This window comes from Paenibacillus humicola (assembly GCF_028826105.1).
Lineage (GTDB): Bacteria > Bacillota > Bacilli > Paenibacillales > Paenibacillaceae > Paenibacillus_Z > Paenibacillus_Z humicola.
On record NZ_JAQGPL010000001.1, the window covers coordinates 2721477 to 2747768 of the forward strand.

Consider the following 26292-nt stretch of genomic DNA (forward strand, 5'->3'; position numbering starts at 1 on the left):
ACTTTAACGCGATTCAGCACGGTACGTCGCCGAATAGCTGAATCGCAGGCGGAGAGATGAGTCCAAAAGCATAGGCGGCGCAATCGGCTGTTTAAGCCGTATCGCGCCGCCTATGCTTGGTTGAAATCGAACTTCCGGTTTTGCAGGCTGTGATAGGCCCGGTTACCGAGGTTAAAAAGCGACCGGAAGCCGTTCCAGGCCTCGCATCAGAATTCCGGGGCGCCATCTGATCTCGTCGAATGTTCCCTCCAGCCGGATATTTGGCAGTCTTTGAAGCAGCGCCGAAAGCGCAATTTGGGCTTCCAGGCGGGCGAGCGGGGCGCCGAGGCAGAAATGGATACCGCTGCCGAACGCTACGTGCTTATTTTTCTTTCTCGATAGATCGAGCCGGTCCGGATGCCCGAAATGCTCGGGATCGCGATTGGCCGATGCCAGGTTGACGAATATGACGTCTCCTCGGTTTACGTTTTTTCCATACCAATCGAAGTCGCGGCCGGCCCAGCGGGCAGTTGCAATTTCGACCGGGCTGTAATACCGGAGCAGTTCCTCGACGGCCGTAATCGTCAGCGAAGGGTCGTTTTGCCAAAGGCGCATTTGATCCGGGTTTTCCAGCAGCGCGAAAATGCCGTTGCCGATTAGGTTGACCGTCGTCTCGTGTCCGGCGAGAATCAGCAGCCATATCGTTGAGGACAGCTCCGCGGCCGACAGGCGATCGCCGCTGTCGTGCGCGTCGATCAGCAGGCTGGTCAAGTCCGAACGGGGGGACTTTCTTCGTTCGGCAATCATCGCCTGAATATATTGGCCGAAAGCCTGGAAGGAAGGTGCCGCTTCCTTCATCTTATTGCGGTCGTTGGCCGCGGCGATGAAATCGCTCGACCATTTTTTAAGCAGCATATGGTCCTCTTCAGGGATGCCGAGCATTTGACCGATGACGAGGATCGGCAGCGGGAAGGCGAAGTCCGCGATGGCTTCCATGCTCCCCTTCTCAGCGATCCGGTCGATCAACCCATCGGCGATTCGCCGGATGTCGGGCTCCATATGGTCGACAAGCTGCGGCGTAAACGCTCTGGAGACGATTGCCCGCAGGCGGGTGTGATCCGGCGGATCGGCGGAAAGCATATGATTGCTGAGGAGCTCCATTTCCTTGCGCGGCAGCACGGAATCATATTCCTCGGGGCTGAGCGACTGCAAATTTTTCGTGAACCGCTCGTTATCTTTCAAGGCGGCCAATACATCGTCGTAGCGGGTGCACATCCAGGCTTTTCTTCCATCGGGCAGAATCGTTTCGAAAACCGGATCTTCCCGCCGCAGCCGGTTGTAAATGGCATAAGCGTTTCGTTTGAAATCCGGCGAAGATAAATCCAGACCGGTATCGAATGTCGTCACAGGCACCTCTCCCATCTCTCGTATACTTGGTATTTTATACCTCCAAAGTGGAAGATTCAAATTGAAGGTCATTATCCGGTAAGCGAACCCGCGAAGGATAGCAGAATAATCCGTTGGTAAAAATTCGACCGTGTGTCACAGATCGTGCCCGCCCCCCGTTATAAGTGTAATCGGGGAAAAGGAGCGATGTTTCATGGAGGAATTGACCTGTGTCATCATCGGAGGAGGACATGCCGGGCTTCAGGCGGCCAAGGCGCTGCTGAACGTTTCGAAGGAGCTTCAAGGTTCGCGGAGGCTTCGGCTGATTTTGATCGACAAGCAGCCTTATCATGTCCGGAAGGTACTGCTGTTCAGGCCGGCCGTTGGAGAGGAGGATATTACAATCCCGCTTGCAAAGCTGTTCCCGGACGATGTTCAGGTCATTCAAGGGACCGCTACGAAAGTGGACGGCGGGAAAAAGCGGCTTTTGGTCCGGGATGCCAATGGGAACGAGACGAGCATGCCTTACGATTTGCTGATCGCGGCAATCGGCAGCACCGTTCGGCAGCCGGCCCCCGTTCAGGGCGGAATCGCTTTGACCGGCCTGGAATCGGCGGCAGCGATCAGGGAGCGGTGGCGCTCGAATATGCGCAGGGCTGCCGGTGAACCGGGGGGCGCGGAGCGCCTGCGCCTGATGAGCGCCGCAGTCGCAGGCGCGGGCATCAGCGGCGTCGAAACGTCCGCCGAGCTGGCGCATGCGATGCGGGAGGAAGCGGCGGCGCTGGGATTGGATCCGCGGGCCGTCAAAGTTTATCTGATCAACGCGCACGACCGGCTTTTTCAAGAGGGACCGGCCAAAGTGGGTCGCAAGCTGGAGCGTCTTCTGACGGATTCAGGCGTAACCGTGCTGCACCGGCGCAAAGCGCTGCAGGAGTCGGACGGGCGGTTATGGTTCGAATCCGGCGAGCCGCTTCCCGTCGGCCTCAGTATATGGGCGCTTGGCCTGGAGCCGAATCCGGCGCTTCGTTCGATCGGCTTGCCGCTGACGCCCGAAGGCCGTGTGCTGGTGGATGCCTGCTACCGCGTGCACGGAATGGCCGGCGTTTACAGCATCGGCGACTGCGCCGGAATCGTCGACCCCGTCAGCGGCAGGCCGGATGGCATGACCTGCAAGGAAGGCTCCATGCAGGCGATCCGATTGGGGAAAATCGTAACCGCGGATTTGCAGGGACTTCCCGCTCCTTCCCACAAGGCAGTGATGGATTTCTTCTGTATTGGCCTCGGGCCGAACCGCGGACTCGTATGGACCCGCAAATGGGGACTTGATATGATCATGACAGGAAAGCTTGCTTGGAACCTCAAAAAATGGGTATGGAATCATGCAAGCCTGTTACAATAAATCGATCGTCGCGGGACGCTGCTTCGCGGGAGAGGACTGGCATGAAAGAGCTATACGAACGATACCGAATGTTATTGTACACGCTGGCCTACCAGCTGACGGGTTCGGCCGCCGATGCCGAGGATGCCGTGCAGGATGTGTTCGTCAAGGCGGCGGATCTGGATCCGCAGAAGCTTGAGCATCCGAAGGCTTATTTATGCAAAATGGTGACGAACCGCTGTCTCGACCTGCTCCGGTCGGCGCGCAGGCGGCGGGAGCGGTATTTCGGTCCATGGCTGCCCGAGCCGGTTTCGACGGCGGAGCCGGACGAGTTCGAGGCGGTCGTCCGCAGCGATCTGCTGTCGTATGCCATGCTCGTCCTGATGGATCGGCTCACGCCGGCGGAACGGGCCGTCTTCGTCCTGCGCGAAGCGCTCGGCTTCGATTACCCCGACATTGCCGGATTAACCGGCAAACGCGAGGCGAACTGCCGCAAATTAATGAGCCGTGCCCGGGGGAAAATGGGCATCTCCGAGGACGAGCCGATCGATGCCGAACCGGCGAGCGAGGAATGGGTCCGGCGGTTTATGGCGGCTTTGCTGGAAGGCAGGGCGGAGACGATCTTGTCCCTGCTGGCCGAGGACGCCGTCATCGTATCGGACGGAGGAGGCAAGGCAATTGCCGCGGCGGTGCCGGTCGAAACCCGAAGCCGCGCGCTTCGTTTCCTGCTCGGCTTGAGTCGGCTGGCAGGCAATTATCCGGGCGGGACCGACATCGATTTTTCAGAAATCAACGGTCAAACCGGCATCGTCGTCCGTTCTGCCGGCGAAGTGATCGCCGTCGCGCTTCCGCAAATCGCCGCCGGAGAGTTGACCCGCCTGTACGTCGTCCGAAATCCCGACAAACTGCTTCGATTCCAGCAATGATCGTTTGGCGGAAGGATTTTGAATCGCCGCCTAGAATTCCTTAACGGAAGCAGGGAGGCAATTCAGAACCGAAGCCGAGCGAAAAGAGGGAAATGCATGAATGGAGTTCATTTTGTTCTGGGATCGCCGGGCGCTTATATTCACGAGCCCGGTATTTTGAACCGGGCCGGCGAATGGATGGGCCACTACGGAAAGTCCGTGTTTATCGTAACGGGGAGCCGGTCCTGGGCCAGCTGCGGGGAAAGGCTCGCTTCCAGCCTGGAGCGGTCGGGCATTGCGTACACGGTGAACCGGTACCGCGGCGAATGCTCGTACGAAGAAGTTGCCCGCATGCAGGAGCTGGTAGAGCCGGAGACGGAGCTGATCTGCGGGGTTGGCGGCGGCAAGGTGCTGGACACGGCCAAAATGCTGGCTAACCGCCTCGGCAAACCATATGTGGCCGTGCCGACGCTGGCCGCGACCTGCGCCGCCGTCGCCAACCTGGCCGTGATGTATACCGAGGACGGCGTTTACCGCGACTTTCCCGTATTCGTCCGCGGAACGACGCTTTGTCTCGTTGATACGGAGGTCATTGCCGGGGCGCCCGTCCGTTATTTGGGGGCGGGCATCGCCGATACGCTGGCCAAGTGGATCGAGGCGCCGATGGCGGCCGAGGGAAAACCGCACAATTTGCCGACGACAGGCGGGCTGATGGCGGCCAAGCTTTGCTACGACACGCTGCTTCGGGACAGCGAGCAGGCGATGGAGGATGCGCGGCGCGGCATTTCCAGCGATTCGCTGCAGCGCGTCATCGACGCGAATATTTTGTTCAGCGGGATGGTAGGAGGCTTGGGCGAAGACAACTGCCGTTCGGCGGCCGCCCACGCGGTGCATAACGGATTGACGGCCATCCCGGAATCGCACCATGCGTACCACGGGGAGAAGGTAGCCTACGGGATTCTTGTCCAGCTGGTGCTGGAAAACCGCTCGCAGACGGATATCGAGGACATCTGCGGCTTCTATAAAAGGATCGGGCTGCCGACAGCGCTAAGCGAGCTGGGGATAGACCGGCGTTTATCGGAGGACGAACTGGCCGAGATTGCCCGCCTTTCGCTTTCGCCCGATGGGACGATGGGGAACATGCCGTTTCCGGTTACGGCGGACATGGTAGTGGAGGCCATCAAAAAGGTTGAAAGCGGTCTAATGGTATCCTGATACCGAGACGGCAATTCGTTCATACCTAACATTTTCCTGGAAAAGGAGAGGTTCACACATGAATATGGCGAACAAAGTCGCAATCGTAACGGGCGGGGCAAGAGGAATCGGCAGCGCCACCGCCAGGCTGCTGGCGCTTCGCGGCGCCGCGGTCGTGATCAATTATGTCAGCCAGCGGGAAGCGGCCGAAGCGGTAGCGGAGGAGATTCGGGCCGCCGGCGGCAGGGCGGCGGCATTTCGGGCGGACGTCCGCGACGAGCAGCAGATTGCGGAGCTCGTTCGTTTTGCCAAGGAAACGTTCGGCGGCCGAATCGACATTCTGGTCAATAACGCGAATATGTCCTTCGCCATGAAGCCGTTTGAGGCGATGAGCTGGGAAGAATTTTCGCAAAAGCTGAACGACGAGCTGAAATCCGCGTTTATGATGACGAAAGCCGTCATCCCGTCCATGATCGAGCACAAGTATGGCAGGATCGTGTATATTTCCAGCGGGCTGGGCAAGCATCCGGGCCCGAACATGATCGCCCACGGCACGGCCAAAGGCGGATTGGATACGTTCTCGCTCTACATAGCACAGGAATTCGGCCCGCATGGGATTACCGCGAACGTCGTAGCACCCGGACTCGTCGATACGGATGCGACGGCGTTTATACCGGATGAAATGAAGAAGGCGGCCGGAAGCCATGCGCCGCTCGGCCGGGTCGGACAGCCTGACGACATCGCCGGCGTCGTCGCATTCCTGGCAAGCGACGATGCCAAGTTCGTGACCGGTACCTACACGCCGGTCAACGGCGGCGCGAGCATGGAATAGAAGCGCCCGGGGAAATAGCCGACGCTTCACCGGAAGAACCCGACTGTCTTCGTTTTGCACGGAAAAGGCTGCCGCGGCAGCCTTTTTGTCGTGCGCTTTTAGCAAATCCGGTACGTCACCCGGACGGCGGCCCGCACGTCCAGCTCGCCGGGTTCGATCGGCGTCGGCGCGCTTTTGGCGAATGCGGAGACGGCGGCGAAGGGGATCGGCTCGCCGGCTCGGGGAAGCTCCTCCACAAGACTGGGAACGGCGGGCAGCGGGACGCCGAGAGCGGCGGCAATCGTGGCGGCTTTTTGCCGCGCATTGCGCAGGGCGAGCGCGAGCGCTTGATTGACGTAAACCTCCGGCTGCCGGATCGTGAAGCGGATGCTTTCGACCCGGTTAGCTCCTTCGGAAACGGCCGTATCGACAACGGTACCCGTCTGCCCGATTTCGTCCAGTCTGATTTGGAGCAGATGCGTGACGCTGTAGCCGCGGAAGATTTGCCGGCCGTCCTCGAAATCGTACCGGGTCTCGATTCGGTAATCGGACGTCTGTATGTTCTCCCGGGGGATGTTCAACCGGAGAAGCGCATTGATAATATTCGTCATGATTTCCGCGTTGGCCGCTTGAAGCGGCTGCAGCTCCGGGCCTTCCGATTCGGCTCCGAGCACAATGACAGCCTGGTCGGGGGCCGCTCCGACCGTACCCTCGCCGAACACCTCGATCGTGGAAGCGCTTTTGAAGGCGGATGAGGGCCCCGTTCTGAAATACGGATAATAATTCATCGCCAGACTCCTTTCTCGCGATGGGTATATAGGCTAAATGTATGCGTACACCGGCTGATCATGCTTGCGGCACGGAAGGGCCGGTCCGGCAAACCGATGGCTTGTCCAATTTCGCGCCGAAAAAACAATTGCCCCGGTCCGTTCACCGGGGCAATTCCATTCGATTACAGTTTGCCTTTCAGACCGAGTACGTACTTGAGTGCAACGCCGAGCGCGCCGATGTAATAGCCGGTCAATACGATCCATCCGGTCGTATCGAGCGTGGAGATGCTGGCGAGCAAGAGCAGCGGGAAGACGTAGTAGACAATGTCCTGCAGGTACCCCACGATCAACGCAGGGGAGAAATCGCCGACGCGGAGCGAACGGAAAAGGCCAACCAGAAAATCGAGCGCCATTAAACCAAGCACAATCCAGAGCGAATAAAGCATCCAGCCTGTAAGCATTAAGGTCATCCTGATTCACCCCCTTATAGGAGGATCATTTTTGTTTGTACTCTATCATATGGCGGCTGCCGACAGGTTGTAATAGGGTAAACATGGAAGTTTCAAAAAATCAGCATGGCGGCGGATTGCCGTTTGAGGGAACGTCCCGGCTTTGTGCAGCGGGGGAAAAGAATGGCTGCGGGCAGCGCGCACAGCTGCTTAGCGGTTCTGCGTCGGTGCATAACGGGGACGGGCCGCGTCGTCCAAGTCATCGGCTGCGGCTGCGCATAATGCGCACGGGCCGCGTCGTCGAAGTTATCGTGTGTGTCGGCGCATAACAGGGAGGGGCCGCATCGTCCAAGTTATCGGTTGCGTCAGCGAATAACGGGGAGGAGGCGTCCAAGTCAACGGCTGCCGATGCAGCAATAGGCCTTCCGATCGGGAAGGCCTTGCTGATTGCGGGTAAGTGCGGACGGGCGTCCGCCATTATTCCGGCTGGTCCTCGGGCGCGGAGCTTGATTCCGTCACGCCTAGATCGCCGTTTTGTAAAATGGTGACGTTCTCGTCGTAAATATGCGCCTTCATTAAGCGGCACGTCCGCTCGACGTCCTTTGCTTTCATCGCCTCAAGGAGCACCTCGTGCTCCTCGTAAATTTGCTTCGGGTCGCTGTACATCGGGCCCTGGACGAAAAAATGGAGCCGGATCCGGTTGACGATGCTCGACCAGATGTTCATCACGTTGACGGCGTGCGATGTCTGGATTAAGTATTCGTGAAACGAAATGTCGCTGTCGACGAGGCGGACCAGATCCTTCTGCTCCGCCGCGGCTTTCATCGCTTCCACAAACCGGCTCATTGCGGCGAAATTTTCCTCGTTCATGCGGGACAGACCCGAGCGGATCGCGAACAGCTCGATCGTCAGCCGGATCGGAATCAGTACTTCAATCACTTCTTCCTTGGAAAACTCGGCCACGACCGTTTCCTTGTACGGAGAGGACAGGAGAAGACCTTCCTGCTCCAGCGTTCGGATCGCCTCGCGGATGGGGCCGCGGCTGACGCCCATTTCCTTCGAAATCGTAATTTCCCGCAGCCGGTCACCCGGCTTCAGCTGTCCGCGCAAAATCGCGTTGCGGATTTCTTCCGTGACCCGGTGCCGCAGCGAGGTGGGCTTTTGTTCTTTAAAGCTGAACGTTTCCATCATCAAAACCTTTCTGATCATGATAGGGATCGCAATCTAGGGCTCTCTCATTATCTATTAATCATAGGCGAAGTTCCTGATGTTGTCAAAATAACAGTCACCATTAAGATTGTTGACAATCATAATGTCGGGAATTATACTCTTGGGTGAAAGCGCATCCGAGCGTTATATCGCACTAACTTATCCCATTTATGAAGCAGGCAGGTGGCAACTTGAATGAAAATTACCGACGTTGAAGCTCTTTACCTCAAGCTGCCGGAAATCGACGCATCGCGCTGCGACGGCACGCAGGATACGCTGATCGTCCGGGTCCGGACCGACGAGGGGATCGACGGCATCGGCGAAATCGACTCCGTTCCCGTCGTCGCCCGCTCCGTCATCGACGCCCCGCCGTCGCATGCCATTGCCGCCGGACTGAAGGATCTGCTCGTCGGCGAAGACCCCTTCGAAGTTGAGCGGCTCTGGGACAAAATGTATATGGGCGCGCTTTATTACGGCCGGACGGGTCCCGTGCTGCATGCGATGAGCGGCATCGATATCGCCTTGTGGGACATCATCGGCAAAGCGGCCGGACGGCCGGCGGCACAGATGCTCGGCGGTATGTACCGGAAGGAGATCAAGGCTTACGCCAGCCTGCTTATGCCGGACACGATCGCGGAGGCAGCCAAGCTGGCCGAAACGTACATCGGCCTCGGCTACAAGGCGATCAAATTCGGCTGGGGACCGATCGGAAGAGTATCGAAGTCGTTCGATATCGAGCTTGTCCGGACGCTCCGGTCGGTTATCGGGGAAAAACACGATCTGATGATCGACGTAGGCCATGTGTGGGACGTCAAGCATGCGATCCGGATGGCCGGCGAGTTCGAGCGCTACGGCGTGTATTGGGTGGAGGAGCCGCTTCCCCCGGACGATCTGTCAGGTTACAGGCAGCTGTCCGAAGCGTCCGGCTTGTACATAGCGGCCGGGGAGCAGGAGAGCGGAAGGAGGGCGTTCGACAGGCTGCTGCGTGAAGGCGGAATCGATATCGTGCAGCCCGATTTGGGACGATGCGGCGGCCTCACCGAAGGGCGGAAAATCGCCTGTATGGCTTACGACCGGAACCGCAAAGTCGTTCCGCACGCTTTCAAGACCGGCATCTTGGTGGCGGCGAGCGCGCATTATGCGACTACCATGCCCCAAGGCGATTTGATCGAATACACGCGTTCGGAGTCGCCGCTTGCCAGGCATGTCGTGGCCAATCCGCTTTCCTTCAAGGACGGATATATTCGGCTTCCGGACGGTCCGGGTCTGGGAATCGAGCTTGACGAAAGCGTCGTGAAGAAATACCTCGTGAAATGAGGAGGGGAACCCGGGCCCTCCCCTCCGTTCTCAAGCGTGAAAGCGGTTAAATTCAGGAGGCGATTGACAGCATGAACCTCAAGCGCAAATGGTTGACCAGATCGCGCCGGGAGGCGCTCGACTGCTACATCTTCATGAGTCCGGCCATTATCGGCCTCGTCATCTTCATGCTCGGGCCGATGGCGGCATCCGCCTATTTCAGCTTTACGAAATACGATATTCTGGGCGCGCCGGCCTGGATCGGTTTGGACAATTACAAGGCGCTCATCAAAGATCCGCTGACCTGGCAGTCGTTCAAGGTCACGCTCATCTACTCCGCTGCGAGCGTACCGCTCGGGCTGGTCGTATCCTTGCTGCTGGCGTTGCTGCTGAACCGCAGCATAAAGGGCATTTTCCTGTTCCGCACGATATTTTATCTGCCGGCCGTCATGTCCGGCGTCGCGGTTGCGCTGCTGTGGAAATGGATTTTCAATCCGGATTTCGGTTTGATGAACTGGGCGCTCGGCTTGATCGGCATTCACGGGCCGAAGTGGTTTATCGACGAGCACTGGGCGCTGCCCCCGATTATTATCATGAGCCTGTGGGGCGTTGGCGGCAGCATGCTGGTCTATCTGGCCGGGCTTCAGGGCATACCGACAGATTTGTACGAGGCGGGCGAAATCGACGGCGCCGGCGCATTCCGCCGGTTCCTGCACATCACAATTCCGATGCTGTCACCCGTTATCTTTTTTAACCTGATCACGGGGATCATCGGCGCGCTCCAGGTGTTCACCGAAGGCTTCATCATGACCGCGGGCGGGCCGAACAACGCCACCCTGTTCAGCGTGCTCTATTTGTACCGCAATGCGTTCGATTACTTGCAGATGGGTTACGCGTCGGCGATTGCGTGGGTTCTGTTTCTCCTCATTTTGCTGTTCACGCTTATTATTTTCAAATCGTCTCCGATGTGGGTTTTCTATGAAGGAAGCAGGAGGTCGTCCAAATGAACAAGACGAATCCGGTCTTCGCGTCCGCGGTTCGAACGGAACGGAAAAGCGCTACGGTTTCCAGGCGGCGGGCGGAGCGGCTGCGGGACGGACTGACCTATTTGCTGCTGACGCTGGGCTCGCTCATGATTCTCGTTCCGTTCACCTGGATGGTTTCCACCTCGCTCAAACGGAAGCAGGATGTTTATACGTTCCCGCCGCATTGGATTCCTTCTCCCGTGGAGTGGCACAACTACAAGGACGCCTTCACGGTCTTTCCCTTCGGGCTGTACACGTGGAATACCGTTACGATCACGTCGTTCGTCCTGCTTGGTACGCTGCTGTCCTGCTCGTTCTCCGCATACGGATTCTCGCGGCTGAACGCGCCCGGACGCAATCTCGTGTTCCTGGTGCTGCTGTCCACGATGATGCTGCCGGCTGCGGTGACCATGGTGCCGACATATTTGCTGTTTAACAAGCTGGGGTGGACCAATACGTTTATGCCTCTGATCGTGCCGGCCTGGTTCGGAAATGCGTTCTTCATTTTCATGATGCGGCAGTTTTACATGGGCATTCCGTTTGAGCTCGAAGACTCGGCTCGAATCGACGGCTGCAGCACGTACGGGATATGGCTGAAAATCATCGTACCGCTGAGCAGGCCGGTGCTCGTCACGGTCGGCGTATTTACGTTCATGGGGACGTGGAACGATTTTATGGGACCGCTCATTTATTTGACCGACGAGAACAAGCGCACGATCGCGCTCGCGCTCTCGTATTTTCAGGGCTCGGCCCGTGCGGCGCCCGATCTGCATCTGCTTATGGCCGCCACGCTGTACGCGATCGCGCCGTGCGTCGTGCTCTATTTTCTGTGTCAGCGGGTATTCGTCAAGGGCATGGTTTTTACCGGTGTGAAAGGGTAATCCGACGTGTGGAAAATGCCGGCTCAGCCCCAGCCATCCGGAAACGGTTCTTCAAGGAATATGAACAAAGGGAGAGGTTAGACGATGGGACGACAAAAAAGATGGGCGCTCGGTTTGCTTGCCGCCATGCTGACGCTGACGATGTACGGCTGCTCCGGCGGTTCGAAAGGAACGAGCCCGGCCGGGCCGGGCGCAAGCGGGAACGAACCAGCTTCGGAAGGCGGCAAGAAGGAGAAGGTCTCGCTCAATTTCATCCGCTGGTCGAACGGTCCGGCGCTTGACGCCGAAGAAAAGGATAAGGTCAAGCGGTTCAACGATTCGCATCCGGACATTCAAGTCAACATGACGCTGCTGCCGTGGGACGAAACGTTCAAAAAAATCGAGCTGTCGCTGGCGTCGGGCACGCCTGTGGACCTGTTTTACTGGGACGTGCCGGCCTATGCCTATTACAAAAAAGGGCTGATGGCCAATTTGCAGCCGTATTTCGACCGCGACCTCGATATGTCGGACTACGACGGGAAGCTGTTCGAACCGTTCAAATTCGACGGCCAAAATATGTACGTCGCGCCGGAAAACTATCAGACGCTGGTGCTGTATTACAACAAAGACCTGTTCGACAAGGCGCATGTCGCGTATCCGACCGCGGATTGGAACTGGGACGATTTCCTGAATGCGGCCAGGAAGCTGACGGTGAAGCAGGGAGACAAAACCGTTCAGTTCGGCACGACGATGTCGCTCGGCGCGTGGTGGGGATGGATGGCGCTGAGCCAGGAGCAGGGCGGTTCGCTGACGGACAACATTCACGACCCGCAGAAGCTGACCTTCGATACGCCGCAGACGAGAAACGCGCTTCAATTTTTACAGGACTTGATTTACAAGGAGCACGTAGCGCCCGACGCGGCTCAGGCAAACGCCCTCGGCGGCGACTTCATGACCGGAAAAATCGCCATGTATGTCGGCGGCGACTGGGATCTGGGCACGCTGAAGGATACGAAAAACCTGCACTGGGATATGGCGCCGATGCCCAAATGGGACGGTAAGCGCGTCGTGCCGTATTGGATGGGCGGTTATGCGATGACGTCCAAGACGAAGCACCCGGAAGAAGCGTGGCAGTTCATCAAATGGACGATGACCGATAATCAGGAGACGCTCGCGAAGCAGCAGTCCTGGATTCCGGTCAGCAAGTCCGCCCTCGAGAAAGCGAAGCTTCCGGAGTGGGCGCCGAAAGGCTACGAGGAAGCTCGCTTCGCCTGGAAAAAAGACGCTGTAATCGGGGATATCTACCAGCTGAACTGGCGAGAGGCGCAGGATAAGGTCATTTCCCCGATCGACGACCAAATTTTCGCCAACAAGATATCCGTGGAAGAGGGCTTGAAGCAGATGGAGCAGCAGGTGAACGAAATTTTGGCAAAACCGTAACACGCTCGAAGTGCTGCCTTGTAAACGGCGAATGGCCGGAGCGGCCGCCATCCGGTAGCGGAAGGAGCGGCCGACCGGCGCGGTAACGAGGCTGCGCATCCGCATGCGCAGCTCCGGATGATCCGGGAAATCCGCAAGTCCAGCCGTCCATGCTAGCTCCGTTTCCAGTTTTTTCGAAACGCCGTCGGTGAGCAGCGCTCGGCATTGCGAAACGCCTGCAGGAACGCGTTGTAGCTCTCGAAGCCGGCCTGCTCGGCCACTTCCCCGACGGAGGCGTCCGTCAGCATCAGAAGTCGTTTCGCATGATTAATCCGCTTCTGCAGAATATATTCCTTCGGCGTACAGCCGCAGTGCTTGCGGAACTGGCGGATAAAATGGTAAACGCTGAGCCCGGCCTTATCCGCGCATTCCGCAATGCCGCCGACCGTCACGTAATGCTCGTCGATGTGGCGCACGGCGCGTTCGATAGCGGCCGGAACCGGAAGCAGAACCCCGCCGCCGCCCGCCGAACAGGCGCACTCCATCAGCAGCCGGTACAGGAGCGTAGATTGCTCCCATTCCTGCTGGGGAATGGGCGTCCGCATGCCGCTCAGCACCGCCCGAAGCGTGCGGACGATCGGGGAGGAGCCGTTTTCCGGCCCGGCATCGAATGCGGCAAAAAGCTTGACGGGCGCGCCGAACAAACGAAGCCACAGCTGCTCCAGCTCGATGCCGTCGAAGACCAGATACAGCATCTGGCACGGATCCTCCGGGTCCGCCCGGTAAGCATGCGGGTAGCGCATATTGTGCAGCAGGCAGTCGCCGGGACCGAAGCTCATCCAAGCATCCCCGTGGCGGAAAGCCCCTTTGCCCTTCGTGATGAGCAGGATTTCATAGGCGGGATAATGATCCCGTTCGAAGTAAAAGCGGCTGTGACAGGGATCGAAGCCGCCGATGAGCGGATAATAAAGGGCCGCCTTGGCGAACGGGCTCGGCGTGTTCAGCCATTCCTCATGCATCGTATCGCATCCTTTTGTTCGTTGATCGACAATTGCCGCCAAATGGGAACATCCTGCAGGACCGAGTCCGGCAGGATGTTCCCTTATATGATGTTTGCGACCGTTATGATTTAACGGCTTCGGACTCTTCGAACGCTTTCGGATTTTCCGTCCAGGGCAGCATGCCGAGCAGCATTTGGCGAAGGCGGGTGCTCGCTTTCGACTTCAGCGCCTCGGACGGCTCGTAGCCGGGCCATGTTCGAAGGAACGAAGGAGCATAATTATAAATGAGCGAACGGCGGGTATTTTCCGTGTAATTATTGAGCGCGGAATGATACGTATACCCGTTGAAGACAACCGCGGTTCCGGCTTTTACATTCATGCGCACATGCCCGGGCATATCCTCCTGCTTCTCCACCTTCGGCAGCTGCTCGTTCATCATATTCGCGCTTCCGGGCAGGAAGGCGAGACAGCCGCCGTCGTAATGGACGTCGGAGAGGAAGTAGAACACTTTTGCCATAAAAGGGACTTTTTTCTCGTTTACATAGAGCAGAGTGCCCGTATCCCGGTGCCAATTCGTATGCGCTTCCTTCTGCGGGGGTTTGATCAGGCCGTCATTGTCGATCATAACGAAGGAATCGCCGAGGATATCGCGCAAAATCGACATCATCCGCCTGTTTTCCATCAATTCCAGCAGGGCGTCGTCGTATTCGATCACACCGCATACCTGCTGAACGTTTTGCAGCTGGCCGGAGGCCGGATTCGTGCCGCCTTTGGTTTCCCATGCCTTGAAGGCGTTGTCCAGCCTCTCGTTATAATAGCTCACCTCGCCGGCATCAAGAAACTGCTCCAGAACCAGGTAACCGTCGCGTTCCCAGATAAGCTTCTGTTCGATTGTCAGTCCGTGCAGCGCCATACCGCATTCCTCCTCCAATTATTGCGCTTCTACCATTTATTATAATGGTTGTTATTCTTGTATAGAAAGCGCATTCTTGCTCAATAAACACCAAAAGTTGCGGTTCTGCGCGAATTGAAAAGCGGATGCGGCTGCCGCCCAGCATATGAGCCGTTCCCGCAGGTCGAAGCCGGGGGGCCTTTATTTTTCCCTTTTCAATTTGTAGCGTTTCCGCTTAATATATAGGATAAGTATGTTGGTGTTTTATTAATGGGTTTCCCACACTACAAGGCAAAGGAGTTTTATATGCGGTATGTAATTATAGGCGGCAGCGGGCATGTCGGGACGTATATGATTCCGCAATTGGTGCGGCTCGGTCACGAGGTGATCAACGTCAGCAGGGGAGCGAGGGAGCCGTATCGTCCGGACGCGGCCTGGACGGACGTGCGGCATGTTTCCGCCGATCGGACGGCGGAAGAAGCGGACGGCACGTTCGGGCGAAAAATCGCCGCCCTTCAGCCGGACGTCGTCATCGACATGATCTGCTTCAAGCCGGAGAGCGCAGCTCTGATGGTTGAGGCGCTGCATGGGGAGGTCCAGCATTATATTTCCTGCGGCACCATCTGGGTGCACGGACCGAGCGTATCGGTGCCGACTACCGAGGAAGCGCCGCGGAGGCCGTTCGGCGAGTACGGCATTTTGAAAGCGGAAATCGAAGGCTTCCTGCTGGACCGCGCCAGAAGGAAAGGCTTCCCGGCGACCGTCCTGCATCCGGGTCATATCGTCGGTCCGGGGTGGGCGCCGCTGAATCCTGCCGGTCATTTCAATCCGCAGGTGTTCTCCCGGCTGGCGAAGGGGGAGGAGGTCGACATCCCGAACTTCGGCCTGGAGACGATCCATCACGTTCACGCCGAAGATGTCGCGCAGGCTTTCGTCAAGGCATCGCAATGCTGGAGCGCTGCGGTCGGCGAAAGCTTTCACGTCGTCTCCCCGGCGGCTTTGACGCTGCGAGGATATGCGGAAGCCGTCGCGTCCTGGTTCGGCCGGGAGGCTAATATGCGCTTCGAGCCGTTCGAATCGCTGAAGGACAAGCTGTCCGAGCAGGAGGCGCGAAGCGTTTGGGATCATATCGCGCACAGCCCGAACTGCAGCATCGGCAAGGCGCGGCGGCTGTTCGGCTACGAACCGCGTTATTCTTCGCTGGAAGCGGTCAGGGAATCGCTCGATTGGCTCATCGATCAGGGTCAGGTAGAGATCGGCTAATAAGAATAAAAGGACTGGCACTTTGCCCGGAGCTGTGGTACAGTTTGCTTATCAGGAAAGGAGGTGCGTCAACATTAGTACTCATATGTTGAACGCGTCCTTTACCCGATCTGCTGCAATCTAAAGAACCGGTTTCGGCAGAGGCGCGGGATGCGGATCAAAGCAACAAATTAGCGCCGCGGGTGCGCCGTCTTCGGACGGCACGGGAGATCGCCGCGTTCGGCCGCCGGCCGGACGCCGGCGGTCTTCTTGTTTATACGGGCGCATTTCAAACGGCAAACGTCCTGCCGTTCAATATGTTCGCTTCGGCGGATATCGGGCTTGGCTTCCGCAGCGACAACCGGCAGCCTCGATTCGGCAGGCGTCTGCGGAATGAATGGCCCGGCTGTGGCTTACTTCTTGCCGTTTACGAATGCTGCTGCGGCTGCGCTCAGCCGGGCTTTCATCGTGTTGTATTGGGTCTGCGTAATTTTTTTGTTTTTCAGCTGCGTATCCAGCGCCGTCAATTTCGATTTTACGAGCGTGTCGACCACCTTCTGGACGGCAACGCCTTTCGCTTTGGCGATTGCGGCAAGCGTCTTGCCCGCGGAAAGCTCCTTTTGCAGCTCCGTTTTCGTCGTGCCCAGCAGCTTGGCAAGCTCGTCCGTAGCGGCAAAAGCGCGGCCGCCCGCATGACCGGTCATTGTTCCGTTAACGGATTTTTCGGCCATGTTGGTCAGCTGCTGGCTCATCTTGTTGAATTGAGCCTGTGTAATCTTTTTGCTCTTGAGCAGATCTTCCAGCCGGGCTTTCCGGTCCTTCACCAGCAGATCGGTCACCTTTTGCGCGGAAATGCCTTTGGCTTTGGCGATTGCGGCAAGGGATTTGCCCGAAGCGAGTTCCTTCTGCAGCTCCGCCGTTGTCATGCCGAGAAGCTTGGCCAGCTCATCGTTCGCCATGCTCATTCCGCCTGCCCGAACGCTTCCGCCGCTCCAGGTATTCGTCTGGTGCTGCGCCGCCGCGGCAAAGACCGACTGACCGGTGACGATACCAGAGCCCATGAGCAGGGCTGCGGCCATAAACGCCGCAATGGTGCTTGTACGTTTCATTTAGCTCCGCCTTTCTATGACTTGATTGGGAATACATTCCAATCGTAGCGGGGTTAAATGAAGAGGGCGTGAACAGCAGATGAATTTCAATTGAATTTTTTGGACATTCGGGATGAGGAAGAAGCCTGGGAGCGAGCCGGTTTTGCCCCGGCCTGCCGGTTTCCGATGAATGACGATCCCATACATGCTGCGATTATCGCAAAGGACAGGGGGAGGCTGCGATGCTGAAACAGAAGCTGCTGAACAGGCAGCCGGGCATTTTAACGTATGGAATGACTCCGCCGAAGGCGGTTTATACGCCGGACAAAATCGCGGAAATTGCGCAGAAGCAGCTGGCGCGGATCGAAGCTCTCCCCATCGACGCGCTGCTGCTTTATGACGTTCAGGAAGAGGCTGACCGCGCGGCGGAGCAGGAGAGGCCGTTTCCGTACCTGCCGATGGTGGATCCTTCGCAATACGGGGACCTGTATTTTCGCGGGCTGCCCGTTCCGCAAATTATCTACCGCTGTGTCGGCAAATATACCGAAGCCCGGCTCGAAGAATGGATCAAGGCCAATTCGGAGCATGACAAATATGCCGTTTATGTCGGCGCATCGTCAAGCAACCAGGAGGTCCATCTCGATGTCGCGTCGGCCGCCCGGCTGAGCAAGCGCGTGCAGCCGGATTTTCATTTCGGCGGCGTGGTGATACCCGAGCGGCATACGAAGAAGCAGGATGAACACCTGCGGGTGGTGAACAAGATCCGTGACGGGTGCAGCTTTTTCGTTTCGCAGGCGACCTATAACGTCGAAGCGTCGAAAAACTTTTTGTCCGACTATTATTACACCTGCACGAATAACGGAATCGTAATGGCGCCCGTCTTGTTCAATCTTGCGCCTTGCGGTTCCGCGAAAACGCTGGAATTTATGAAGTGGCTCGGCATCAGCATCCCAAAATGGCTGGAAAACGAGTTGAAATATTCGAGCGATGTGCTGGACAAATCGCTTGTTCTCGCCCGGCAGCTCTTCGAGGAGCTGCTCGATTTCAGCCTGGAGAAAGGCATTCCCATCGGCTGCAGCGTCGAAAGCGTCTCCACGCGGAAGGTGGAAATCGAGGCGTCCGTGCAGCTCGTCCGGGATATTAAAAGCTTGTTCGACCGCAAATTGCCGTCCGCTTGATCAATCGGTGTTCAAGGGACGGGCGGAAGCCCGTTCATTCGGGAGAGACGGCTTCTGCTTCAGGATGAGAAACAGGAAAACGCCCAGCAGAACGAGCAGGCCTCCGGCAATTTGCCAGCCGACAACGCTCTCGCCCAGCAGCCAGGCCGCAAGCGCGGTCGCCCCGACCGGTTCGCCTAATACGCTCATCGAGATCGTCGTGGCATTGATGTAGTTTAAAAGCCAGTTATTAATGACATGGGCCATCGTCGGAACGATCGCCAGCAGGAGAAAGATGCCCCAGTTCCGCGCCGAGTAGCCGCCGAACGCGCTGCCTGCGATGACGTTGTAGACGGTTAAAAACAAAGCTGCGCTCAGAAAGACGCAGAAGCTGTAAATCCAGTGCGACACTTTCTTCACAATGCTTTGCCCGATAAACAAGTAGCCGACCACGGCAACAACGCTGAGAAAAGAACTGATGTCGCCGAGGATCGCGCTGCGGCCGACGCCGAGATCCCCCCAGCCGATCATCATCGCTCCGGCGGTGGCGATGCCCATCGTCACAAGCGCCGCGGCAGTCGTCCGTTCTTTAAACAGGAAAAAGCCGCCGATCAGCGAGACGATCGGCTGCAGGGCGAGAATGATCGTGGAGTTGGCCACGGTCGTCAGCTTCAGCGATTCGAACCACAGCGCAAAATGCATCGCCAGAAAAAAGCCGGAGCAGAGGAGGAACAGCCGCTCCTTACCGGCGATTTTTTTGAATTCCGCGCGTTTTTTCCATACAATCGGTAACATGAGGATACTGGCGAACAGCATGCGGTACATACTTAAGACGGTGGACGGCGCATCGGACCATTTGACGAAGATCGCCGAAAATGAAATCGCGACCAGCGCAACGGCGAGCGGAAAAGCGAGCGATTTTTTCATGGTTTTCCCCTATCCCGGATTCATGCACAACCTGTCTTATCCATTGTCTACGATTTGCGGAAAATGTACAATCCCATCCGCCATCCATTCGATGTGCAAAGGAACGGTCCGTTATGCCGGAAAAGCTGGATGAAACGATGCCCGATCGGATCGCATTTTTTCTGATCGCAGGGGTTTATACTTCGCCGGATTTCATGGAAGCGCTGGGAGGCGAGCTTGTGCGCCGCGCCCGGCAGGCGGGCATTGCCGGCATCCATTCCAGGCTGCTGTTCCCGTATGGCGATTGGGGACGAAGCCTGCTGGGCCAGCTGCGGGAAGTCCGCCGCGATCTGAACCTTTCCATGCGGAAGCGCGCACGATCCGTCGGGGGGCAGTTCGTCCTGCGGGAGACGGCGGAATACCGGGACGGCTGGCGTATCGTCCTAATCGGGCACAGCGCCGGCGGATTGGCGGCCGTGCATGCACTGGAGCTGCTGAAATCGCGCAAGCCGCTGGCGGACTGCCGCGTCGTTCAGATCGGCTCGCCGAAATGCCGGATTCCCGACGGGCTTCGTTCGAGCGTCGGCTATTTGTATGCCGCCGGCCCGCAGGGCGGAATCCGGGATCCCGTCTGCCGCCTGGGAACCTGGGGCGGATGGGAGCGGGGGCGCTTCCGCGGGCCGGTCTGGAACCGCCGGCTATACAGGCCCGGCCGCGTCGTACCGCTGCAGCTGATCGGCGGGCATGCGGACTATTTTCGCGACCATCGGCCTTACCTGAACGGCGCCGGCGTCACGAATCTGGATGTCACCGTCGACGCCTTTTGGCCGCTGATTCTCCCATAAAAAATGTGTTGACGGGTCTCCGATTGCATAATAGAATGGTGCAAACTGTCCAAAAGGATGTGGAGCCATGAGGAGATATCGTTGGATCAAATGGCGTGCATTCCTCCTGTGGCTTGCGGCTCTCATCGCAGTAGGCGTGCTGTGGTATTTGGGAGGCAAGTATTCCTTAGGGATCGCGATCAGCATTGCGAGCGTCGCTTTTCAGCTGCTTTTTGCCATCTTGTTCATCATCATTCAATTCGCGGCCATGTTCTGGTTTTTGGCCCGGGGACGGACGTACTGGATATTGCCGGGGGAAACCGGCGCGACCTGGGACGATTACCGCGGCAACCCGGAAATTGTCGAGAACGCCAAACGGATCGTTACGCTGCTGAAGGGCGTGAAAGAGTTCAAGGACATGGGCGGCGAGGCGATCCGCGGCTTCTTGCTCTGCGGACCTCCGGGAACGGGCAAATCGTATCTGGCGCAGGTGATCGCCAACGAAGCGGAGGTTCCGTTCGCGTACGCGTCCGCTCCCAGCTTTCAAAATATGTTTTTCGGCGTCGGCAACTTGAAGGTGATGCGGCTTTACAAGAAAGCGCGCAAGCTGGCGCAGGTGTACGGCGCGTGCATCATTTTTATTGACGAAATCGACGCGATCGGCGTCAAACGGCAGAATGGCAGCGGAGGCGGCATGATGGGCATGATGGGCGGCGGCTCGGGCCTGCTCAATGAGCTTCTCCTGCAGATGGATCCGCCGAATCTGGACGGTTCCCGCTTCGCCAGGTTCCTGCGCGCGCTCGGGCTGCGGCGCAGGAAGGCCGAACGGCCGGCAGTGCTGACGGTCGCCGCCACGAACCTGCCCGACGTGCTCGATCCCGCATTGCTTCGGCCCGGCCGTTTCGACCGGCAGCTTTGGGTCGATTCGCCGGATTACGACGGGCGGGTGGACGTGTTCGACTATTATTTGCAGAAGGTCAAACGGGACCGGACGCTGACGCCGGAACGCGCCGCGCTCGATACGATCGGCTACAGCCCGGCGCAAATCAAGCATATCGTCAACGAATCGGTCGTCATCGCCCACCAGCGCGGCGCGCAGATGGCTGGCTACGAAGATTTCCGCGCAGCCATGGAGACGTACGAGTGGGGGCTCAAGCAGCCGCTGCGCTCCATGAGTGAGGACGAAAAACGGAACGTCGCTTACCACGAGGCTGGACATGCAGTCGCCCAATACTTGCTGAAGCCTCACGAACGGGTTTGGAAGGTGACCATTATTCGCCGCGGCGGAGCGCTCGGCCTTGCGGCCACGAAGCCGACGCACGAACGGTACAACCGGAGCGACAGCGAGATGCTGGCGGAAATTCAGGTCTGCCTGGCGGCCAGAGCCGTAGAGGAGGAGTTTCTCGGCAAGAAATTGAACGGCGTCACCTCCGATTTGCAGCAGGCAACGCTCATCGCCGGCTCCTATCTCGGCATGGTCGGCATGGGCGACGAGCTGTTCAGCTTCCGGGCTGCAGGCGGCCAGGGCGACTCGCTCAAAGCGCTGCGGCCGAAGATCAACGAGCTGCTGAAGGACCAGATGCTCCAGGTGAAGGAGCTGGTGCGGGAGCATGCCGAGCTCGTGCACGCCATAGCGGAGGAGCTCCTGCTCCGGGGCGATTTGACGGGCGAGGAGATCGAGGACATTTACGTGCGGATGTACGGACACACCCGGCCTGAGCCGCAGGCGGTGAAATCACACGCGCAGCTCGATTCGATTTCCCAGATCGCCGCGGCGAAGGAACCGGAGGATGCAGGAGATCCGGAACCGACGTCTTAAAACTATATTGCAGATGAATGAATCGCCCTCCGCTTGGCCGTCTTGGCCGGGCGGAGGGCGATTGTCGCATCGTGCTTGTTATTCGGTCCGCCCCGGGGGCAGCGGCCCCTGCACCAGATCGATAAACCGTCCGGCGCTGCTGGACAGCGGCATGTTGCGCATCGTCATAATGCCTACATGAGACGGGGGAAGCCGAACGTCCAGCGAAATTTCGAAAAGCGAGCCCTCGTCCAGCTCCTTCTTGACGAACTCTCTTGTCACATACGAGATGCCGAGCCCCTTGCGGGCGAACTCGATCAGCAGATCGACGCTGCCGACCTCGATTTCGGGCTTCAGCGTAAACCCGTAGTTTTGAAACAATTCCGTAATGGCCATCCGTACCCGGCTGTTGCGTGAAAACAGGATCACGGGGTACTGGAGCAGCTTGTCGAGCGACAGAACCTTGTCCTTCAGCTCGGCATATCGAGCCCCGGCGACGAAGCAGTCCTGCAGCTGAAAGCTCTCCTTCACCTCCAACTGGGAATCGACGATCGGCATGCGGACGACGCCGAGGTCGATCCGGCCTTCCTTCAGAAACGATATGATTTCCGGCGTCGTGCCGTGATTGAGATGAAGGCGGATGCCGGGATGAGTCCGGTGGAATTCCTCCAGGAACGGCAGCAAATAATGCTTAAACAGCGAATCGCTCCCGCCGATCCGCAGCTCGCCGCTGTCCAGATTTTTCAGCGCGGCCATTTTCTCCTCGGCAAGCGAGATCAGAATTTGGGATTGCTCGATATACGAGTATAGGATCGCCCCCTCCGGGGTCAGCGAAACGCCCTTGGAATTCCGGTAAAACAAAGTGAGGCCGAAGCTGTCCTCGAGCTGCTTGATGGCATGGCTGACGCTCGGCTGAGTGAGATAAAGCGCTTTGGCGGCTTGGGTAAGGCTGCCCGTCTTTGCGGCCCAATAAAAAACCTTATATAATTCGTAATTGTTGTTCATAGATCCGGTCTATAGCTCCTGTGAAATATATTTATTACTTGTATGGATGTTAATCGTATTATAGTGTAATTACGTAAAAGAAACCAGATCAACCGGATTGGAAACGGCCCTGCGCCGCTGCATATACCGTCTTACGCCAATGCCGCACGATCATCGGAATCTCTGCTGGAAGGAGAGAGGAAAAAATGGAGCCAACCACATTTGTTTTGTTTGGAGCCACAGGGGATTTGGCCAAACGGAAAATTTACCCTGCGTTGTATAATTTGTTTCTCGACGGTAAGCTGCCGGAAGCATTCTCCCTGTTCGGACTCGGGAGAAGAGAAAATACGGACGAAACCTTCCGCGCCAACGTCGAGCAGTCGATCCGCACGTTCTCGAGGCGCGGCGCGGACGATGCCGCGTCAATCGGGCGATTCGTGAGCGCGTTTTATTACAGCATTCTGGACGTCGGCCGCAAGGAGGATTTCAGCAGGCTGCTGCAGCGGGTCGAGCAGCGGGAGCGCGAGCTTGGCGCCGCGCCGAACCGGCTCTTCTATTTGTCGGTCGGGCCGGAATTCTTCGAAACGATCGCCGCGAACATCAAGGACAGCGGGCTCGGTTCCGAAGACGGCTGGAAGCGCCTCGTGATCGAGAAGCCTTTCGGCCACGATCTGCAGTCCGCCCGGGATTTGAACGAGAAGCTCAGCGAATCGTTCGAGGAGCATGAAATTTTCCGCATCGACCATTATCTCGGCAAGCCGATGGTGCAGAAGCTCGAGGTGCTGCAGCAGTCCAATCCGGTACTGCACGCTTTATGGACCAACCGGTACATCGCCAACGTGCAAATTACGGCGAACGAAATGGTCGGCGTGGAAGAGCGGGCCGGATATTACGACCATGTAGGCGCCGTTCGGGACATGTTCCAAAATCATATGCTGCAGCTTCTGATGATGCTGGCGATTCACCTTCCGCATAACAGCACCTCCGAGACGGTGCGCATCAAGAAGAAAAAGGTCATGGAAGCCGTCGAGCCGCTGCTGAAAGAGGACGTCGGCGCCCATGTGATCCGCGGACAATATGCGGAGGGCGAAATTCAAGGGAAGCCGGCGGCCGGGTACCGTTCCGAACCGGGCATTGCCGAAACGTCCATGAACGACACATTTATCGCGGCGAGGCTGCAGATCGACGATTACTTCTGGCGGGGCGTTCCTTTTTATATCCGGACGGGCAAGCGAATGAAGGAGAAATCGACGCGGATCGTCATCGAATTCAAGGAGCCGCTGAAGCAGTCTTCGGCAGCAAACGACGACAGCAAAGAGCCGAATCTGCTCGTCTTCGAAATCAGCCCGAACGAAAGCATTACGCTGCAGCTTAACTCCAAAGATCCCCTGCAAAAAGGGGAGCTGAAGCCGATTCAGATCGATTTTCACGAGAGCCGCGAGGACGTGCGGGAAGCTTACGAAAATTTGATTTTCGACGCGCTTCAGGGAGATCCGACGTTTTTCGCGCACTGGGATGAGGTCGAGCTGTCGTGGAAATGGGTGCAGCCGATTTTGGAGGCGTTCGAACAAAATCTCGTTCCGCTTCATCTGTACCCGGCCGGCAGCTACGGGCCGGCCGAGTCCGATGCGCTCCTCGCAAGGGAAGGATACCACTGGTGGTTCGACGACAAGCCGCGGGAGCAAGCCGATAACAAAAAAGGAGACGATCATTATGCCTATCACGCAAACCATTGATCAGCTTGCGATCGATACGATTCGCACCTTGTCGATCGATGCCACCAACACCGCCAATTCCGGCCACCCGGGGCTGCCGATGGGGGCGGCGCCGATGGCATACGCCCTTTGGTCCGGACATCTGAATCACAACCCCGGCAATGCCAAATGGTTCAACCGGGACCGCTTCGTTTTGTCCGCTGGCCATGGTTCGGCTTTGCTGTACAGCCTGCTCCATCTGACGGGCTACCAGGTATCGCTCGACGATTTGAAGCAGTTTCGCAAGCTGAACAGCAAGACGCCCGGGCATCCCGAATTCGGGCATACGGACGGCGTGGAAGCTACGACGGGACCGCTGGGCCAAGGCATCGCGAATGCGGTGGGCATGGCGATGGCCGAAGCCCATCTCGCTTCGAAATTCAATCGGGACGGCTTCCCGGTCGTCGACCATTATACGTACGCGCTCGTCGGCGACGGCTGCCTGATGGAAGGCATCTCCTACGAGGCGATGTCGATGGCGGGCCATATGAAGCTCGGCAAGCTGATCGTGCTATACGATTCCAACGACATTTCACTGGACGGGGATTTAAACCTGTCTTTCGGGGAAAATATCCAGAAACGTGCAGAATCGGCCCATTGGCACTATTTGCGGGTGGAGGACGGCAACGACGTCTCGCAAATCGCCGATGCGATCGCGGCCGCCAAGCAAAACGATTCGCAGCCGACGCTGATCGAAATCCGCACCATTATCGGCTACGGCAGCAAGGTTGCGGGGACGAATAAAGCGCACGGCGCTCCGCTGGGCAAAGAAGAAGGGAAAGCGACCAAGGAAGCGTACGGCTGGAAGTTTGAGGAAGAATTCACCGTTCCGGATGAGGTCAGAGCCCATTTTGAGCAGCTGAAGCAGCATGGAGCGGCCAAAGAAGAAGCGTGGAATTCGCTGTTCGCGTCGTATAAAGCGCAGTATCCTTCGGAAGGCGGAGAGCTGGATCGGGCGATCGACGGCAAGGTGCTGCTGGATGCTGCGGATATTTTGACGTTCGACGCTTCCAAAGCCGTTTCGACGCGTATCGCAAGCGGCCAAGCGATCAACCATTACGTGAAAAAGGTACCCGCCATTTTCGGCGGCAGCGCGGACTTGTCGCACTCCACGATGACGGATATCAGCGGGGAGCCGACATACGCGATCGATTCCTACTCGGGACGCAACATTTATTTCGGCGTCCGCGAGCACGCGATGGGCGCAGCCGGCAACGGCATGGCGCTTCACGGTGGAGTCAAGCCGTTCGTCAGCACGTTTTTCGTATTCAGCGATTATTTGCGCCCGTCCATCCGGCTTGCCGCTCTGCAAAAGCTGCCCGTCGTCTACGTATTCACCCACGACTCGATTGCCGTTGGGGAAGACGGTCCGACGCACGAGCCCGTCGAGCATTTGGCCGCGCTGCGCACCATTCCGGGTATGACGGTGATCCGTCCGACCGACGCCAACGAAACGGCAAGCGCGTGGGCGTACGCCCTGCAGCAAGCCGCCGGGCCGGTCGCCCTCATTTTAAGCCGGCAGAATCTGCCCGTATACGAAGCGACCAAAGGCAATGTGGACGAGGTCGCCAAGGGAGCATATGTGCTGGCGGAAACGAATGACCGGCCGGATCTGATTCTCGTCGGCACCGGATCCGAAGTTTCGCTGGCCATGGACGCCAAAGCCGAGCTGGAGAAAGACAACGTTTCGGTACGCGTAGTCGCCATGCCGAGCCGTGAGCTGTTCGACCGCCAGACCGAGGCGTACAAGGAACAAATCCTTCCGGCTTCCGTTACGAAACGGATCGCCATCGAAGCAGGCATTTCGCTGGGATGGGACCGTTACACAGGGCCAAGCGGCAAAGTGCTGTCGATCGATACGTTCGGCGCGTCGGGTTCCGGCGGCGCGGTGATGGAGCATTTCGGTTTCTCCGTCCAAAACGTGGTAAGATTAGCGAAGGAGCTGCTTTAATGCAGCTTGATTCG

The 26292-nt window shown here is 57.9% G+C and carries 23 protein-coding genes; 14 read left to right on the forward strand and 9 right to left on the reverse strand.

The window, feature by feature from the left end; genetic code table 11:
• Nucleotides 1-171: 171 nt before the first annotated feature.
• Nucleotides 172-1386 (reverse strand): cytochrome P450 family protein, encoded by a 1215-nt coding sequence (locus PD282_RS12625; protein ID WP_274651030.1) that lies wholly within the window; start codon nucleotides 1384-1386, stop codon nucleotides 172-174.
• A 193-nt stretch (nucleotides 1387-1579) separates the two neighbouring features.
• Between PD282_RS12625 and PD282_RS12630 the strand changes: the two genes are divergently transcribed.
• From PD282_RS12630 to PD282_RS12645, 4 genes are all read left to right on the forward strand, one after another.
• The gene (locus PD282_RS12630) at nucleotides 1580-2764 is read left to right on the forward strand and encodes an NAD(P)/FAD-dependent oxidoreductase (RefSeq protein ID WP_274651031.1); all 1185 of its coding nucleotides are present in this window, start codon (nucleotides 1580-1582) and stop codon (nucleotides 2762-2764) included.
• A 41-nt stretch (nucleotides 2765-2805) separates the two neighbouring features.
• Nucleotides 2806-3669 carry an RNA polymerase sigma factor SigJ gene (sigJ, locus tag PD282_RS12635; RefSeq protein ID WP_274651032.1) on the forward strand — a complete coding sequence of 288 codons (864 nt, stop codon included), beginning with the start codon at nucleotides 2806-2808 and terminating at the stop codon, nucleotides 3667-3669.
• Between the two features lie 96 nt (nucleotides 3670-3765).
• Nucleotides 3766-4863: an iron-containing alcohol dehydrogenase family protein gene (locus tag PD282_RS12640; RefSeq protein WP_274651033.1), complete on the forward strand. Its 1098-nt coding sequence runs from the start codon at nucleotides 3766-3768 to the stop codon at nucleotides 4861-4863.
• Nucleotides 4864-4921: 58 nt separating this feature from the next.
• Nucleotides 4922-5674 (forward strand): SDR family NAD(P)-dependent oxidoreductase, encoded by a 753-nt coding sequence (locus PD282_RS12645; RefSeq protein ID WP_274651034.1) that lies wholly within the window; start codon nucleotides 4922-4924, stop codon nucleotides 5672-5674.
• Nucleotides 5675-5772: 98 nt separating this feature from the next.
• Here PD282_RS12645 and PD282_RS12650 read toward each other — a convergent pair whose 3' ends face one another.
• From PD282_RS12650 to PD282_RS12660, 3 genes are all read right to left on the reverse strand, one after another.
• Nucleotides 5773-6441: an SIMPL domain-containing protein gene (locus tag PD282_RS12650; RefSeq protein ID WP_274651035.1), complete on the reverse strand. Its 669-nt coding sequence runs from the start codon at nucleotides 6439-6441 to the stop codon at nucleotides 5773-5775.
• Nucleotides 6442-6605: 164 nt separating this feature from the next.
• Nucleotides 6606-6893 (reverse strand): hypothetical protein, encoded by a 288-nt coding sequence (locus PD282_RS12655; RefSeq protein ID WP_274651036.1) that lies wholly within the window; start codon nucleotides 6891-6893, stop codon nucleotides 6606-6608.
• Between the two features lie 456 nt (nucleotides 6894-7349).
• A complete protein-coding gene (locus PD282_RS12660) occupies nucleotides 7350-8081 on the reverse strand; it encodes a GntR family transcriptional regulator (protein ID WP_274651037.1) in 732 nt (243 codons plus the stop codon).
• 195 nt (nucleotides 8082-8276) lie between these two features.
• Here PD282_RS12660 and PD282_RS12665 point away from each other — a divergent pair, with 195 nt between their 5' ends.
• The 4 genes from PD282_RS12665 (at nucleotide 8277) to PD282_RS12680 (ending at nucleotide 12702) form a co-directional block, all read left to right on the forward strand.
• Nucleotides 8277-9398, forward strand: coding sequence for a mandelate racemase/muconate lactonizing enzyme family protein (locus tag PD282_RS12665; protein WP_274651038.1), 1122 nt, complete (start codon nucleotides 8277-8279; stop codon nucleotides 9396-9398).
• 71 nt (nucleotides 9399-9469) lie between these two features.
• Nucleotides 9470-10384, forward strand: coding sequence for a carbohydrate ABC transporter permease (locus PD282_RS12670; RefSeq protein WP_274651039.1), 915 nt, complete (start codon nucleotides 9470-9472; stop codon nucleotides 10382-10384).
• Nucleotides 10381-11283, forward strand: coding sequence for a carbohydrate ABC transporter permease (locus PD282_RS12675; protein ID WP_274651040.1), 903 nt, complete (start codon nucleotides 10381-10383; stop codon nucleotides 11281-11283). Before PD282_RS12670 ends, PD282_RS12675 begins: the two co-directional genes overlap by 4 nt.
• 84 nt (nucleotides 11284-11367) lie before the next feature.
• Nucleotides 11368-12702: an ABC transporter substrate-binding protein gene (locus PD282_RS12680; RefSeq protein WP_274651041.1), complete on the forward strand. Its 1335-nt coding sequence runs from the start codon at nucleotides 11368-11370 to the stop codon at nucleotides 12700-12702.
• Between the two features lie 152 nt (nucleotides 12703-12854).
• Here PD282_RS12680 and PD282_RS12685 read toward each other — a convergent pair whose 3' ends face one another.
• Nucleotides 12855-13700 (reverse strand): helix-turn-helix transcriptional regulator, encoded by an 846-nt coding sequence (locus PD282_RS12685; RefSeq protein WP_274651042.1) that lies wholly within the window; start codon nucleotides 13698-13700, stop codon nucleotides 12855-12857.
• A gap of 103 nt (nucleotides 13701-13803) precedes the next feature.
• On the reverse strand, nucleotides 13804-14595 hold the full coding sequence (locus PD282_RS12690; protein WP_274651043.1) for a phytanoyl-CoA dioxygenase family protein: 792 nt from the start codon (nucleotides 14593-14595) through the stop codon (nucleotides 13804-13806).
• Nucleotides 14596-14880: 285 nt separating this feature from the next.
• On the opposite strand from PD282_RS12690, the gene PD282_RS12695 reads away from it, so the two are divergent.
• Entirely contained in the window at nucleotides 14881-15837 is a 957-nt protein-coding gene (locus PD282_RS12695; protein WP_274651044.1) for an NAD-dependent epimerase/dehydratase family protein, read from the forward strand.
• A 392-nt stretch (nucleotides 15838-16229) separates the two neighbouring features.
• Here the strand turns inward: PD282_RS12695 and PD282_RS12700 are convergent, their stop codons facing one another.
• Nucleotides 16230-16925, reverse strand: a complete 696-nt coding sequence (locus tag PD282_RS12700) for a hypothetical protein (RefSeq protein ID WP_274651045.1) — start codon at nucleotides 16923-16925, stop codon at nucleotides 16230-16232.
• Nucleotides 16926-17146: 221 nt separating this feature from the next.
• Here PD282_RS12700 and PD282_RS12705 point away from each other — a divergent pair, with 221 nt between their 5' ends.
• Nucleotides 17147-18082, forward strand: coding sequence for a methylenetetrahydrofolate reductase (locus PD282_RS12705; protein ID WP_274651046.1), 936 nt, complete (start codon nucleotides 17147-17149; stop codon nucleotides 18080-18082).
• On the opposite strand, the gene PD282_RS12710 is transcribed toward PD282_RS12705, so the two are convergent.
• The gene (locus PD282_RS12710; RefSeq protein WP_274651047.1) at nucleotides 18083-18988 is read right to left on the reverse strand and encodes a DMT family transporter; all 906 of its coding nucleotides are present in this window, start codon (nucleotides 18986-18988) and stop codon (nucleotides 18083-18085) included.
• Between the two features lie 113 nt (nucleotides 18989-19101).
• On the opposite strand from PD282_RS12710, the gene PD282_RS12715 reads away from it, so the two are divergent.
• Both PD282_RS12715 and PD282_RS12720 read left to right on the forward strand, forming a co-directional pair.
• Entirely contained in the window at nucleotides 19102-19812 is a 711-nt protein-coding gene (locus PD282_RS12715; protein ID WP_274651048.1) for a lipase family protein, read from the forward strand.
• A gap of 67 nt (nucleotides 19813-19879) precedes the next feature.
• On the forward strand, nucleotides 19880-21610 hold the full coding sequence (locus PD282_RS12720) for an AAA family ATPase (protein ID WP_274651049.1): 1731 nt from the start codon (nucleotides 19880-19882) through the stop codon (nucleotides 21608-21610).
• A 78-nt stretch (nucleotides 21611-21688) separates the two neighbouring features.
• Here PD282_RS12720 and PD282_RS12725 read toward each other — a convergent pair whose 3' ends face one another.
• Nucleotides 21689-22594 carry a LysR family transcriptional regulator gene (locus tag PD282_RS12725; RefSeq protein ID WP_274651050.1) on the reverse strand — a complete coding sequence of 302 codons (906 nt, stop codon included), beginning with the start codon at nucleotides 22592-22594 and terminating at the stop codon, nucleotides 21689-21691.
• 185 nt (nucleotides 22595-22779) lie between these two features.
• On the opposite strand from PD282_RS12725, the gene zwf reads away from it, so the two are divergent.
• Together zwf and tkt are read left to right on the forward strand one after the other, a co-directional pair.
• Nucleotides 22780-24309 (forward strand): glucose-6-phosphate dehydrogenase, encoded by a 1530-nt coding sequence (zwf, locus tag PD282_RS12730; protein ID WP_274651051.1) that lies wholly within the window; start codon nucleotides 22780-22782, stop codon nucleotides 24307-24309.
• Nucleotides 24293-26278, forward strand: a complete 1986-nt coding sequence (tkt, locus tag PD282_RS12735; RefSeq protein ID WP_274655196.1) for a transketolase — start codon at nucleotides 24293-24295, stop codon at nucleotides 26276-26278. Before zwf ends, tkt begins: the two co-directional genes overlap by 17 nt.
• Nucleotides 26279-26292: the final 14 nt, after the last annotated feature.

Excerpts from the sequence above, each read along its gene's own strand:
- PD282_RS12715 (WP_274651048.1), top strand. The coding sequence starts at position 19,102 with ATGCCGGAAAAGCTGGATGAAACGATGCCCGATCGGATCGCATTTTTT.
- PD282_RS12720 (WP_274651049.1), top strand. The coding sequence starts at position 19,880 with ATGAGGAGATATCGTTGGATCAAATGGCGTGCATTCCTCCTGTGGCTT.
- PD282_RS12655 (WP_274651036.1), bottom strand. The coding sequence starts at position 6,893 with ATGACCTTAATGCTTACAGGCTGGATGCTTTATTCGCTCTGGATTGTG.
- PD282_RS12680 (WP_274651041.1), top strand. The coding sequence starts at position 11,368 with ATGGGACGACAAAAAAGATGGGCGCTCGGTTTGCTTGCCGCCATGCTG.
- PD282_RS12690 (WP_274651043.1), bottom strand. The coding sequence starts at position 14,595 with ATGGCGCTGCACGGACTGACAATCGAACAGAAGCTTATCTGGGAACGC.
- PD282_RS12645 (WP_274651034.1), top strand. The coding sequence starts at position 4,922 with ATGAATATGGCGAACAAAGTCGCAATCGTAACGGGCGGGGCAAGAGGA.
- PD282_RS12705 (WP_274651046.1), top strand. The coding sequence starts at position 17,147 with ATGCTGAAACAGAAGCTGCTGAACAGGCAGCCGGGCATTTTAACGTAT.
- PD282_RS12660 (WP_274651037.1), bottom strand. The coding sequence starts at position 8,081 with ATGATCAGAAAGGTTTTGATGATGGAAACGTTCAGCTTTAAAGAACAA.
- PD282_RS12630 (WP_274651031.1), top strand. The coding sequence starts at position 1,580 with ATGGAGGAATTGACCTGTGTCATCATCGGAGGAGGACATGCCGGGCTT.
- PD282_RS12700 (WP_274651045.1), bottom strand. The coding sequence starts at position 16,925 with ATGAAACGTACAAGCACCATTGCGGCGTTTATGGCCGCAGCCCTGCTC.
- PD282_RS12650 (WP_274651035.1), bottom strand. The coding sequence starts at position 6,441 with ATGAATTATTATCCGTATTTCAGAACGGGGCCCTCATCCGCCTTCAAA.
- PD282_RS12665 (WP_274651038.1), top strand. The coding sequence starts at position 8,277 with ATGAAAATTACCGACGTTGAAGCTCTTTACCTCAAGCTGCCGGAAATC.
- zwf (WP_274651051.1), top strand. The coding sequence starts at position 22,780 with ATGGAGCCAACCACATTTGTTTTGTTTGGAGCCACAGGGGATTTGGCC.
- PD282_RS12725 (WP_274651050.1), bottom strand. The coding sequence starts at position 22,594 with ATGAACAACAATTACGAATTATATAAGGTTTTTTATTGGGCCGCAAAG.
- PD282_RS12675 (WP_274651040.1), top strand. The coding sequence starts at position 10,381 with ATGAACAAGACGAATCCGGTCTTCGCGTCCGCGGTTCGAACGGAACGG.
- PD282_RS12685 (WP_274651042.1), bottom strand. The coding sequence starts at position 13,700 with ATGCATGAGGAATGGCTGAACACGCCGAGCCCGTTCGCCAAGGCGGCC.
- PD282_RS12710 (WP_274651047.1), bottom strand. The coding sequence starts at position 18,988 with ATGAAAAAATCGCTCGCTTTTCCGCTCGCCGTTGCGCTGGTCGCGATT.
- PD282_RS12670 (WP_274651039.1), top strand. The coding sequence starts at position 9,470 with ATGAACCTCAAGCGCAAATGGTTGACCAGATCGCGCCGGGAGGCGCTC.
- PD282_RS12640 (WP_274651033.1), top strand. The coding sequence starts at position 3,766 with ATGAATGGAGTTCATTTTGTTCTGGGATCGCCGGGCGCTTATATTCAC.
- sigJ (WP_274651032.1), top strand. The coding sequence starts at position 2,806 with ATGAAAGAGCTATACGAACGATACCGAATGTTATTGTACACGCTGGCC.
- PD282_RS12695 (WP_274651044.1), top strand. The coding sequence starts at position 14,881 with ATGCGGTATGTAATTATAGGCGGCAGCGGGCATGTCGGGACGTATATG.